General features: G+C 54.9%; 7 protein-coding genes. 4 read left to right on the top strand and 3 right to left on the bottom strand.

Annotated elements, in window-relative coordinates; translation table 11 throughout:
- Position 1: 1 nt before the first annotated feature.
- Both prfA and rho read right to left on the bottom strand, forming a co-directional pair.
- A complete protein-coding gene (gene prfA / locus CSTAT_RS07880; protein ID WP_075723028.1) occupies positions 2 to 1078 on the bottom strand; it encodes a peptide chain release factor 1 in 1077 nt (358 codons plus the stop codon).
- Entirely contained in the window at positions 1078 to 3231 is a 2154-nt protein-coding gene (gene rho / locus CSTAT_RS07885) for a transcription termination factor Rho (RefSeq protein WP_075723029.1), read from the bottom strand. The genes prfA and rho overlap by 1 nt, the downstream gene beginning before the upstream one ends.
- Positions 3232 to 3547: 316 nt before the next feature.
- On the opposite strand from rho, the gene CSTAT_RS07890 reads away from it, so the two are divergent.
- Positions 3548 to 5338, top strand: coding sequence for a long-chain fatty-acid--CoA ligase (locus CSTAT_RS07890; RefSeq protein WP_075723030.1), 1791 nt, complete (start codon positions 3548 to 3550; stop codon positions 5336 to 5338).
- A 34-nt stretch (positions 5339 to 5372) separates the two neighbouring features.
- Here CSTAT_RS07890 and CSTAT_RS07895 read toward each other — a convergent pair whose 3' ends face one another.
- Complete coding sequence (locus CSTAT_RS07895) at positions 5373 to 5822, bottom strand: molybdopterin-binding protein (RefSeq protein ID WP_231725472.1); 450 nt, start codon at positions 5820 to 5822, stop codon at positions 5373 to 5375.
- Between the two features lie 281 nt (positions 5823 to 6103).
- Between CSTAT_RS07895 and CSTAT_RS07900 the strand changes: the two genes are divergently transcribed.
- Genes CSTAT_RS07900 through narH form a run of 3 tightly spaced genes read left to right on the top strand, consistent with a single transcriptional unit; the run spans position 6104 to position 12902 of the window.
- Positions 6104 to 7462 carry an MFS transporter gene (locus tag CSTAT_RS07900; protein ID WP_066794727.1) on the top strand — a complete coding sequence of 453 codons (1359 nt, stop codon included), beginning with the start codon at positions 6104 to 6106 and terminating at the stop codon, positions 7460 to 7462.
- A gap of 50 nt (positions 7463 to 7512) precedes the next feature.
- Positions 7513 to 11295 (top strand): nitrate reductase subunit alpha, encoded by a 3783-nt coding sequence (locus tag CSTAT_RS07905; protein ID WP_075723031.1) that lies wholly within the window; start codon positions 7513 to 7515, stop codon positions 11293 to 11295.
- The gene (narH, locus tag CSTAT_RS07910) at positions 11295 to 12902 is read left to right on the top strand and encodes a nitrate reductase subunit beta (RefSeq protein WP_066837177.1); all 1608 of its coding nucleotides are present in this window, start codon (positions 11295 to 11297) and stop codon (positions 12900 to 12902) included. The genes CSTAT_RS07905 and narH overlap by 1 nt, the downstream gene beginning before the upstream one ends.
- Position 12903: the final 1 nt, after the last annotated feature.

The raw sequence follows: 12903 nt of genomic DNA on the forward strand, positions 1-12903 counted from the left end.
ACTAGCCTTCAGATTCCATGCGCTCTGCACGCTCTTGCGCCTGCAAAGCTTCAATCAAGCTACCCATATCGCCATCGAGCACAGAGTCCAAGTTATTTGCCTTGTATCCAATGCGGTGATCGGTAATACGATTTTCTGGCCAGTTGTAGGTGCGGATGCGCTCAGAGCGGTCCATGGTGCGCACCTGCGATGCACGCTGCTCACCAGCTTCTGCCTCACGCTGTTCACGTTCCATCTGCTCCAGGCGAGCCTGCAGAACCTGCATTGCGCGAGCCTTGTTTTGAATCTGTGAACGCTCACGCTGACAAGTCACAACCAGACCTGTTGGCAAGTGGGTTAGACGCACCGCGGAGTCCGTGGTGTTAACGCCCTGTCCACCCTTACCGGAAGAGCGGTATACATCGACGCGAATATCCTTTTCATCGATGTGGACTTCTGCGACCTCATCTGGTTCTGGGTAGACCAACACACCTGCTGCTGAAGTCTGAATACGCCCCTGCGACTCGGTGACTGGCACACGCTGAACGCGGTGCACGCCACCTTCAAACTTGAACACAGACCACGCACCATCACGCGATGGGGTCTTGGACTTGAACGTAATGGTCATGTCCTTAACGCCACCGAGATCAGATTCGTTAATGCCGATAACTTCCCAGCTAAAGCCAGACTTATCTGCATAACGCTCATACATGCGCGCAAGGTCAGCCGCGAACAGCGCTGCTTCCTCGCCGCCGGCACCCGCTTTAATTTCCATGATGATGTCTTCGGAATCATGCTCATCACGTGGTGCCAGCAAGTCTGCAAGCTGCTCTTCCAGCTCGAGAACAACGCCTTCTAGACGCTGTGCCTCTTCCTGGAAGTCATGATCTTCATACGCCATTTCTTTGGCATCTGCGAGATCGTCTTTCGCCTGCGATAGCTCAGTGTGCACCACGATGATCGGGCGCAATTCGGCATAACGCTTCGACAACTTACGAAACTGTGTCTGATCAGAGGCAACCTCTGGGTCTGCCATCTGCATCTCAATACCTTGGTATTCAGAGACGATGTCATCTACCAGTGAAACTTCATTGGCCATTAGGAGTAGTCCTCCTCTTCAAGGCTTGCCGTCATAGGAGCAGAAGTTGCAATACCCATGAGGAACTCAGCGTTGGACTTGGTCTTCTTGAGCTGCTTAATCAGCAGGTCAATAGCCTGGTGGGAATCCATACCAGACAGGATGCGACGCAGCTTAGTCATGATACGCAGTTCATCTGGAACCAGCAGAAGCTCGTCTTTACGGGTACCCGATGGGTTGACGTCAACCGCTGGGAAGACGCGACGCTCAGAAATAGAGCGATCCAGCTTCAGCTCCGCGTTACCGGTGCCCTTGAATTCCTCGAAGATGACATTGTCACCGGTAGAACCGGTTTCCACCATCGCGGTAGCAATAATAGTCAAAGAACCGCCATCTTCGATGTTGCGTGCTGCACCCAAGAAACGCTTTGGTGGGTAAAGCGCATTCGAGTCCACACCACCGGACAAAATACGTCCAGATGCTGGTGAAGAGTTGTTGTAGGCACGACCCAAACGAGTAATCGAGTCCAGCAGAACCACAACGTCCTTGCCCTGCTCTACCAGGCGCTTTGCACGCTCAATCGCCAGCTCCGCCACAGCGGTGTGCTCTGATGGTGGGCGGTCGAAGGTCGAAGCAATAACTTCCCCCTTGACCGAACGCTGCATATCGGTAACTTCCTCAGGGCGCTCATCAACCAACACAACCATCAAGTAGCACTCTGGGTTGTTGGTAGCGATAGCATTTGCAATATTTTGCAAAATGGTGGTCTTACCAGCCTTAGGAGGCGAAACAATCAGCGCACGCTGACCCTTACCAATAGGCATGATCAAGTCTATAACACGAGTGGTCAGCACATTTGGTGTGGTTTCCAAGCGCAAACGCTGGTTCGGGTACAGCGGAGTGAGCTTAGAAAACTGCGGGCGGCTCTTAGCCTGCTCTGGTTCTAGACCATTGACCGTGTCGACGCGAACCAACTGGTTGTACTTGCGGCGGTTGCGGCCGTTGCCGTGCGAGTGGGTTGCACCGCCAACCTTGACCTGGCCAGTCACAGCATCACCGGAGCGCAGACCCAAACGGCGCACCAGGTTGCTGTTAACAAAGACGTCGCTGCTCATCGCGCGGTAACCGGTGGTACGAAGGAAGGCAACGTTGTGGTCGACAACCTCTAGGATGCCGCCAACAGCCTGCAGCTCGTCACCATCGCGAACCTGCATGTCATTGCTGTTTTGACCACCGTGGCTGTCATTGCCCCCGCGGTTGCGACGGTTGCGACGACCGCGACGTCCACGACGTCCGTTGTCATCATCCTGGTTGCTATTGCGACCACCACGATTGTTATCGCGGTTGTCGTTGCCACGGCTATCACCATTGCGGTTGTCGCCATCATGGTCGCCATTGCCGTTGCGGTTATCGCTACCACGGTTATCGCCACCGCGGTTGTCGTTGCGGTCATTGCGGCGGTTGTTGTTGCGGCCCCCGCGCTGGTGGTTATTGGAATTATCGCCACGGTTATCTTTCGAAGAGTCGCTCTCTTCGTTGTTATCGCGTGCATTACGGCGGTTGTCGTTGCGCTCGGAGTCAGAATCTGGCTGGTCATCAGATGCGCTAGCGCTTGTCGATGCCTGGCTCTCATCTGAACCGGATTGATCATTGCGACGTGCGCGGTGACGACGTGCTCGACGAGCCTGGGAGCGGGATTCATAGCGGTGTTCTTCGCTGCCTTCCCCCTCATTAGAAACAGAAGTGTCGGCCTTGCCGGCATCTTCGCTAGCGCTTGATGCAGAAGCCGCAGCCTTCTCAGCCTGTGCAGAATCCTGTGCACCATCTTCAGCACGTGCTGAACTAGTCGAACGCACGACGCGACGTGCACGACGGGCGCCAGACTTTGGCTTGTCTTCCTCAGCAGCACCGCTAGGGGCAGACTGCGTCTTTTCCGCAGCGTTGTCCTCGTTCTTTGCAGCTGGTGCATCAGCTTGAGGTGCAGCCTTAGCCGATGCCTTCTTGGCAGCAGGCTCTGCCTTGCCCGGCACTTGGCCGGAAACAATTGCGGTAATCAAGTCACCTTTACGCAAACCTGAAACTCCACGCAAACCCTTCTGAGCAGCAATTGTGCGCAGCTCAGTTAGCTTTAGGGAGGCCAAATCCTGTGCGGAGTTGATGTCCGTATCGCTCACGGATGTCCTTTCATAGCCTGCGACAGTATGTGTACAGCTTCGCTGAACTGCGCCATTTTCAAGCAGGCCGTTACGGTACTTTAAGCTATTTATATTCTCGCCTGAAACAATAATTTTACGGCGAAAGTTTCTTCATTCCCCATGTGAGGCCCAAAAAGTGACAGTACAAGTCAGGGACCAATCATCAGGTGATGTGACTGTTTTCTACGCTTCATCAGCGCTGGTAGATATGTTGCACACTCGACTAAATAGCGAGCAGTCAATCAGTCAGCTATTAGTATAACGCATCACCACCAGCACCGCTAAAGTGGGACACATGCTTTCGACCATGATGGATATCCCCCTTTCAATTTCACGGATATTGACGTACGGCTCTACCGTTCACGCCAACACTAAAGTCACCACCTGGCACGGCGGACGAGCAGGCGAAGACGCAAGCGACAGCCCAGCAGAAGAAACTACTTTCGCTGACATTGCCGCCCGCGCTGCCGCCTTTGCTCATGCGCTTCACGATGACCTAGGGATCACCGGCGACGAACGAGTGGGCACACTGCTGTGGAATTGTGCGGAGCACCTAGAAGTCATGTTCGCCTCATCCTGTAAAGGGGCTGTATTTACCCCATTGAACAAGCAGCTGATGAATGACCAGATCCGTCATATCGTCAATCACGCAGAGATTGAAGTGGTCGTTGCCGATCCGCGCCTGGCGGAACAGCTAGGCAAGGTTCTCGCCGGTGCTGATACCGTGCGCGCCGTGGTCTTTACCGGCACGCAGAACCCACGCCATTTTGCTCATCACTTTGGTCGAAATGTTGAAGTCTATTCCTATGAATCATTACTAGACGGCAAGTCCTCGGTTTATGCCTGGCCAACGCTGGATGAAAATACCGCTGCGGCACTGTGTTATTCCACAGGTACAACGGGAGCGCCCAAAGGCGTGGTCTACTCACATCGCTCGATCTATTTAGAAGCAATGCTGCTTCGCACCACCGATAGCTTAGCCATTACCCACGGTGAGTCTTTCTTGTGCTGCATCCCGATTTATCACGTACTGTCCTGGGGTGTCCCTTTTGCCGCATGGATGACAGGCACGCCGCTCATTTTGCCGGATTCCAATGTTTCTGCGCCGACGCTGGCAAAAATCATTGCCACCACCCACCCGCGTGTGGCGCATGGTGTTCCAACGCTGTGGATCCAATTGATGGTTCACTACCTCAACAATCCACCAGAGCGCATGTCTCTCGTTGAAATTTACGCCGGCGGCTCCCCCGCACCGGAACAGTTAATCCGCGTGTGGGAAGAAAAGTATGGTGTCGATGTTATCCATGTCTGGGGCATGGTTGAAGTTTCCACCGTGGGTACAGTTGCTCGTCCTCCTTCAGGAGCTTCGGGTGATGCACGCTGGGCATATCGGGTTTCTCAAGGCCGGTTCCCTGCCTCATTGGAATACCGGGTTGTCAACGACGGCCAAGTTGTGGCCACCACCGACCGCAACGCCGGTGAAATCCAGGTCCGCGGCAACCTTGTAACCAAGGAGTACTACGACTCCCCTGCTGAACATGATGACGGGTCCGCATCGGAATTTCGCGGCAAGGCAACAGACACCGCCACCAATAAATTTACTGCCGATGGCTGGTTGCGCACCGGCGATGTGGGTTACGTCAATGAAGACGGCTTCCTCAATGTCTCTGACCGTGCACGTGATGTTATTCGCTCGGGTGGTGAATGGATTTATTCCGTACAGTTGGAGAACCTCATCATGAACAATCCGGAAGTCGTTGAAGCCGCCGTTATCGGCTATCCCGATAAGAAGTGGGTCGAACGACCTTTGGCTATCACCGTTTTGAGCCCAGGTATCTCACCAACTATTGAGACAGCTGAACGCCTGCGTGAAGCGCTGCGCAAGGAACTGCCGAAATGGATGCTTCCGGAATATTGGACCTTCGTGAAGTCCTTGGATAAAACTTCGGTCGGCAAATTCGATAAGAAGGATATGCGCTCACATCTCGCAGAAGGTGACTACAACATCATCCAGCTTGAGGGCCCAGGCTCTAGCAATCCCGAGGACCCCGAGGCGATTAGGGACGTCGAGGCCGACCAGGACTAAACGATCCCCTGGCCAAGATTTATAGTCCTGGCCGCTAGCACTCGCGCAGAATATCGTCGACGCGCGGCAAAACAACGCTGAGAGTATCAGTCACCGCGCCGCGGGAGCCGGCAGAATTCACAATCAAGGTCGTGGGGTGACCGTACTTGGTCACGCCGATTACCCCGCGGCTAAGCCCTGCTTTGGGTGAAGATTCTAAGCCTTTAAGCAACACTTGCGTCTCCAGCCCATGCAGGCGCGCGCAGATTTGTCGGCCCGTTACTTCGGGGACAACGTTGCCGACACGCGTTCCTGTGCCGCCAAGCGTGACAATAATGTCATCGCCTGCCTGCAGCCGCGATTGCAGCGCGATAGTAAAAGCGGCTTCTTCTTCGCGCACGATTTCCCGGTGTGAAATTTCTACATCCGCGCCCTGCAACATTTCGACAGCACTATCAGCCGCATGATCCGGCTTGAGACCGCTGGAAATTCGGTCTGAAACCACAATCACAGCTGCCTTCAGGGGTGTCGTTGTGGGGTACATAAAGTTCCCTTTTCCGGCTTTTACACCATCGTGATGAAAATAACATTTAACAGTACGGAAATACTGTTTTAACCCAAAAACTAGTCTGCCTGCATCGACAGTTTCTGCAGGTCAATTAGGCAATATTAGTGTTGCGTAATTAAACGGGTTTTACCGGTTTAAACAGCTAATAATTGAGCTTAGCAAGCTAATCTATTCACTAGGCACCCCATTGGTTCCCTTTCTTTTTCAAGCGAGGATAAATGTCTAAACTCAGTTCCCCCGGTACTCAACTAGATAGCTCCGGAAGAATTCTTCATGGCTGGGATCCTGAAGATCCGGAGAAGTGGGACAAGGCTATTGCCTGGCGCACTTTGACCATTACCACCGCCACGATGGCAGTGGGTTTCAGCGCCTGGTACTTGGTTTCCGCTATCGCCCCGCTGCTGAATCAAATCGGTTTCGACCTAACCGATAGCCAGCTTTATGCGCTCACCGCCATTTCAGGACTTTCTGCCGGGCTGTTCCGTCTGGTCTTCATGTTCCTGCCCCCAGTGCTAGGCACGCGGAAGCTGGTTACATTTTCAGCACTATTGTTCTTACTGCCCATGCTGGGCTGGTTCTCAGTAGTCCAACGTCCAGAAAACACGCCTTTTTGGGAATTGCTCGCCATTTCCTTTGCGTCCGGTTTCGGCGGCGGTGTGTTCGCAGGCTTTATGCCTTCGACGGGCTACTTCTTTCCTAAGCGCCTGCAAGGCACTGCCTTGGGCTTGCAAGCTGGTATCGGTAACTTTGGTATCTCTTTCATTCAGCTAGTCGCACCGTGGCTGATGGGCTTTACGCTCTTGGGCATTGGTTTCGTCGCCCCACAACGCCTTCCAGATGGATCGAATGTATTCGTTCACAATCCAGCTATTTTCATGGCACCGTGGGCAATCGTCTGTGCGCTGTTGGCATGGACCTACCTTAAAGACGTCCCGGTCAAAGCTAATTTCCGTCAACAGCTTTCAATCTTTGGCAACGTCAACACCTGGGTGATGACCGTGGTCTATCTGATGACCTTCGGCGCTTTTGCAGGCTTTGCCGCGCAATTCGCACTCATCATCAACCAAATCTATGGTTCCGGTTCCTCTTTTGCTGAAACTATTGGCGTTGAAAATCTGCCTCGTGGTGCAGCTTATGCCTTCTTAGGCCCACTCATTGGTGCTGGTGTTCGCGCCGCATGGGGCCCGTTGTGTGACAAGTTCGGTGGTGCCATCTGGACGTTTATCGGTGGTATCGGTATGACCATCTTTACCGCTGTTGCCGCACTATTTTTGAACCCCACCGACCCAGACCAATTCTGGTGGTTCCTCGGCGCGATGCTCTTGATGTTCTTCTTCACAGGTCTTGGCAACGCAGGCACCTTTAAACAAATGCCCATGATTTTCCCTAAGCACCAGGCCGGTGGCGTCATCGGCTGGACCTCCGCGATTGGTGCATTCGGCCCCTTTGTCGTCGGTATCTTGCTCTCGCTGATGCCCATCCAGGCTTTCTTCTGGGGCTGTGTGGTCTTCTTCGCCATCTGCACCGTGCTCACATGGATTTTCTACGCCCGCCCCAAGGCTCCCTACCCCGGATAAATACTTCGTGCAGATTGTCCAATTTCCATTAACCCAAAGGATTTCCCCTCATGACTAAAGCAACCACAAGTTCTTCCAGAACTTCACGTAGCTCCACAAACTCACTGTTTGAGATGGGTTCCCACCTGCGCAAGGGAACCTCCGGCTCCGGCGGACAGCAGCTATTTTTACAAGGCGGCCGCCAAGCTGATGTCTTCTACCGCAACCGCTGGGCTTTCGACAAGATGGTTCGCTCCACCCATGGCGTAAACTGCACCGGCTCTTGCTCGTGGAAGGTCTATGTCAAAGACGGCGTCATCACGTGGGAATCACAGGCGGTTGACTACCCCACCAACGGCAATGACATGCCCGAATATGAACCCCGCGGCTGTCCTCGTGGCGCATCCTTTTCCTGGTACACCTACTCGCCCACGCGTATTCGCTACCCTTATGCCCGCGGCGTGCTGGTGGATATGTACCGCGAGGCCAAAGAACGCCTGAAGGATCCGGTGCTGGCGTGGCGGGAAATCCAGCAAGATCCGGAAAAGCGCAATGCATATATCAGCCAGCGCGGCAAGGGTGGACTCATTCGTATTAACTACGAAGAAGCCATTGAAATGGCAGCGGCAGCACACGTCTACACCATCCGTGAATACGGCCCCGACCGCATCAACGGCTTCACCGTTATTCCGGCAATGTCCCAGGTCTCCTACGGTGCGGGCACACGCTTTTTGGAGATGATTGGCGGCGTGGCGCTGTCCTTCTACGACTGGTATGCCGACTTGCCACCGGCTTCCCCGCAGACCTTCGGTGACCAGACCGACGTGCCGGAATCTGGTGACTGGTACAACTCCTCATATCTGATGATGTGGGGCTCCAATATCCCAGTCACCCGTACCCCGGACGCGCACTTCATGGTCGAGGCCCGTTACCGCGGCACCAAGGTCGTTGTAGTCTCCCCTGACTTTGCTGATAACACTGTGCACGCTGATGAGTGGGCACGTATTAACCCAGGTACAGACGCAGCGCTCGCCTTTTCCATGGGTCATGTCATCTTGAAGACTTTCCATGTCGACCGCCAGGAACCATACTTCCTCAACTACATGCGCAAGTTCACGGACTCCGCGTTCCTCGTGGCTCTGGAAGAAAACACCGATGAAGCACACTCCAGCACTTCCGGTGAAACCACCTACACCCCTGGCAAATTCCTCACCGCCAGCCAATTGGAAGGTGATGAGTACGCCGAGCTGCGCGCATCGGCGAACGCAACCCACCGCACCCTGATGATGGAAACCGACGGCAAGATTGTCGATCCAGGCGGCACCGTTGCCGACCGCTGGGATGAATCCACTTCCCGTTGGAACCTCTCACTCGAAGGCGTCGACCCAGTCATGTCCATTGCGGAGACTGATAGCTTCGGTACCGCAGAGGTACTCTTCCCGCGCTTTGATCTTGATGCCAAGCCAGAAGAAGTCGGCACCGGCCGCCCCATCGGCGCCGGCGTTGTGCACCGCGGTGTTCCCTACCGTGAGATCAACGGCGTTAAATACACCACGGTCTTTGACATCATGCTCGCGCACTATGGTGTTAACCGCCCTGAGCTGAACCTTCCGGGTAGCTGGCCAGAGGACTTCCACGACGCGACTGAGGTCGGAACCCCAGCGTGGCAGGAAACCCTAACCGGTGTGCCAGCCAATGCCGCTATCCGTATCGGCCGCGAGTTCGCGCAAAATGCCGCGGATTCTGAAGGCCGCTCCCAGATCATTATGGGTGCTGGTGTTAACCACTACTTCCACGCGGATACCATCTACCGCACATTCTTGGCGTTGACCTCGATGTGTGGCACCCAAGGTGTCAACGGTGGTGGCTGGGCGCACTACGTCGGCCAGGAAAAGCTGCGCCCAATGAATGGTTGGCAGCAATGGGCGATGGCCACAGACTGGCAACGCCCACCGCGCCACATGGTGACCACGGCCTTCTACTACTTCGGCACTGAGCAATGGCGCTATGACAACACCCAAGCATCGCACTTGGGATCACCGCTTGCGCAGCGTGGTTCGATTGGTTCGAAGATGGTCTCGGACACGATGGCCGAATCCATGCGTCGCGGTTGGATGCCGGCGTATCCACAGTTCAACCGCAATTCACTGTTGCTTGCCGATGAAGCCGAGAAGGCAGGCATGGATGTCAAGGAATACATCCCGCAACAACTGCAATCTGGTGAACTGGGCTTTGCTTACGATGACCCCTCGGCCGAAGAAAACTGGCCACGCATCTTGCTCAACTGGCGCACCAACCTCATGGGTTCTTCCGCAAAGGGTACGGAATACTTCCTGCGTCACTTACTCGGAGTGGACTCTGATGCCACCGCGCAGGAGTTAGCGGAGGGCGAGCGCCCGGAGACCATTAAATGGCATGAGAAGGCGCCGCAAGGAAAGCTCGATTTGATGCTGACCACGGACTTCCGCAATACCTCCACCACCTTGGTCTCCGACATCGTGTTGCCGGCTGCAACATGGTACGAAAAGCACGACATGTCATCGACAGACATGCACCCCTACCTGCACTCTTTCAACGCGGCTATCAACCCGCCGTGGGAAGCTCGCACCGACTTTGAAGTCTTCCGCGATCTCTCTGCATCGTTGTCTGCGCTCTCTGTGCGCTGGCTGGGCACCCAACGTGACGTGGTGACCCAACCAAGCCACCATGACAGCCCGGATGAATTGGGCATGCCAAATGGCGTGGTACCTGACGTCGAAAAGCAAGGCTATATTCCAGGTGTCACCATGCCGAAGCTTGCTGTGGTGGAGCGCGACTACACGAAGATTTATGAAAAGTGGTCGCACTTGGGTCCTTTGACCGCCAAGGCAGGAACTGCCGTTCACGGCACCAAGTTCGATGTCAGCAAGCAGGTCAAAGAACTTGAGCTCATATGTGGAACCTCAGAGACCTCCATGGGTGAACTTGTTGATTTGTCGAGGGACACCAAGGTCATCGACGCCATCTTGCACTTATCGGGTGTCTCCAACGGTGAGGTTGCTGCCAACGGCTTTGACTACCTGTCCTCACGTACCGGCAAAGATCTCTCGCCTTTGGCCGCATCCGATCAGGACGTCCGCATTTCCTGGGACACGATTAAAGAACGCCCGACCCAGATCATCACGTCGCCGGAGTGGACGGCAGATAAGCGCAACAACCGCCGGTACACCGCCTTTTCCATCAACGTGGAATTCGATAAGCCATGGCACACCTTGACCGGTCGCATGCACTACTACATCGACCACGACTGGTTTATGGACTACGGCGAATCACTTCCGGTCTTCCGTCCGCCGCTGGATCACCTGCACCTGCACGGTGAATTCAACCCAGGGGAAACCTTCAACAACAACGGCGAAGTGGAAATTTCACTGCGCTATCTGACCACCCACAACAAGTGGTCTATCCACTCGCAATACTTTGACAACCTGCATGTCCTGTCCATTTCCCGTGGTGGCCAGGTCGTGTGGATGTCGAATAAGGATGCCGAGAAGATTGGTGTCGCGGACAACGAATGGGTCGAAGTCTACAACCGCAACGGTGTAGTCAGTGCTCGTGCAATTGTCTCCCACCGCATTCCCGAAGGCACGATGATCATGAACCACGCCCAGGAACGCACCGTGGGCACCCCGCTCAATGAGCACACCGGCCGCCGCGGCGGCACGCACAACTCTCTGACGCGCATTCTCATCAAGCCTGTACATATCGCTGGCGGCTATGGCCAGCTGACCTATCACTTCAACTACATCGGTCCAACCGGTAATAACCGCGACGAAGTTACCCGTGTTCGTCGCCGCTCCCAGGAGGTGCAGTACTAATGAAGGTAATGGCACAAATCGCCATGATCATGAACCTGGACAAGTGCATTGGTTGCCACACTTGTTCGGTGACATGTAAGCAGGCGTGGACCAACCGCGAAGGCACTGAATACATCTGGTTCAACAACGTTGAAACCCGCCCTGGTGTGGGCTACCCACGCACCTGGGAAGATCAGGAAAAGTGGCAAGGTGGCTGGAGCTTAACCGGCAGCGGCAAGCTCAAGCCCAAGGCCGGTGGCCGCATCAAGAAGCTGCTCACCTTGTTCCACAACCCGAACTTGCCCACCATCCATGACTACTACGAGCCATGGACCTATCAGTATGAAGATTTGATGGGTGCTAAGGCGGGTCAGAAAACCCAGCCCACGGCGAAGCCCGTATCCCAAATTGATGGCCGCGAAATCAACAAGATTGAATGGTCCTCTAACTGGGACGACAACCTCGGTGGCTCCACCGCCACCATGGATAGTGACCCGGTGCTCAACAAGATGAATATCGCGGTCAAAAAGCAGATTGAAGACTCCTTCATGTTCTATCTGCCGCGTATTTGTGAACACTGCATAAACCCGACGTGTGTTTCCTCCTGTCCTTCGGGTGCGATGTACAAGCGCGCTGAAGACGGCATCGTCCTTGTAGACCAGGACCAGTGCCGCGGCTGGCGCATGTGTGTTTCTGGCTGTCCTTATAAGAAGGTTTACTTCAACCACAAGACCGGCAAGGCTGAAAAATGTACCTTGTGCTACCCGCGCTTGGAAGTTGGCCAGCCAACTGTGTGTTCGGAAACCTGCGTCGGCCGTCTGCGCTACCTAGGTGTTATCTTCTACGACGCCGACCGCGTTGCAGAAGCAGCGTCTGTACCCGATGAGAAGGACCTTCTGGAAGCTCAAAAGTCCATCTTGTTAGACCCCAATGACCCTGAGGTCATCGAGGGCGCCAAGCGTGAGGGAATCCCGCACTCCTGGATTGATGCAGCACAGCAGTCGCCTATCTACGACATGATCTTCAAATACGAGGTCGCGCTTCCCTTGCACCCCGAGTACCGCACCTTGCCTATGGTTTGGTACGTTCCGCCTCTGTCTCCAGTAGTCGATGAAATCACCGCCGCGGGCTATGACGGCGAAGACCATAAGCTGCTGTTTTCAACGTTGGCGAATATGCGCATCCCGCTGGATTATCTGGCAGGACTTTTCAGCGCCGGCGATACCGTCCCGGTGGAGAAATCCCTGCGTCGTCTCGTCGCCATGCGGTCCTATATGCGCGATATCAACCTCGGCAATGAGCCGCAGGAAGAAATCGCCGAAGCAGTTGGTATGACCGGTAAGCAGATTCAGGAAATGTATCGTCTGCTGGCTATTGCCAAGTACGACGACCGCTACGTCATCCCTACTGCTTCGCCTGAAACCCCGCGCGGCATTGCTGACCTGGATCCCTTCGGTGACACTGACCCGACCCGCGCGATGGACAAGGCCTTTGCGGATTTGGGCATGGGCGCACCTGAAGCATGTTCCAGCCACGGTGGCGGCGAATCCGGCAAGGTATCGCTATTGTCCTGGACCGGTGACCGCCCTGATGGCATGTTCCCACCACGGCGTGAGGAAGAAAGCTAAT

Origin of the sequence: Corynebacterium stationis (genome assembly GCF_001941345.1) — a bacterium.
GTDB classification, from domain to species: Bacteria; Actinomycetota; Actinomycetes; order Mycobacteriales; family Mycobacteriaceae; genus Corynebacterium; species Corynebacterium stationis.

Excerpts from the sequence above, each read along its gene's own strand:
- prfA (WP_075723028.1), bottom strand. The coding sequence starts at position 1,078 with ATGGCCAATGAAGTTTCACTGGTAGATGACATCGTCTCTGAATACCAA.
- CSTAT_RS07890 (WP_075723030.1), top strand. The coding sequence starts at position 3,548 with ATGCTTTCGACCATGATGGATATCCCCCTTTCAATTTCACGGATATTG.
- CSTAT_RS07900 (WP_066794727.1), top strand. The coding sequence starts at position 6,104 with ATGTCTAAACTCAGTTCCCCCGGTACTCAACTAGATAGCTCCGGAAGA.
- CSTAT_RS07905 (WP_075723031.1), top strand. The coding sequence starts at position 7,513 with ATGACTAAAGCAACCACAAGTTCTTCCAGAACTTCACGTAGCTCCACA.
- narH (WP_066837177.1), top strand. The coding sequence starts at position 11,295 with ATGAAGGTAATGGCACAAATCGCCATGATCATGAACCTGGACAAGTGC.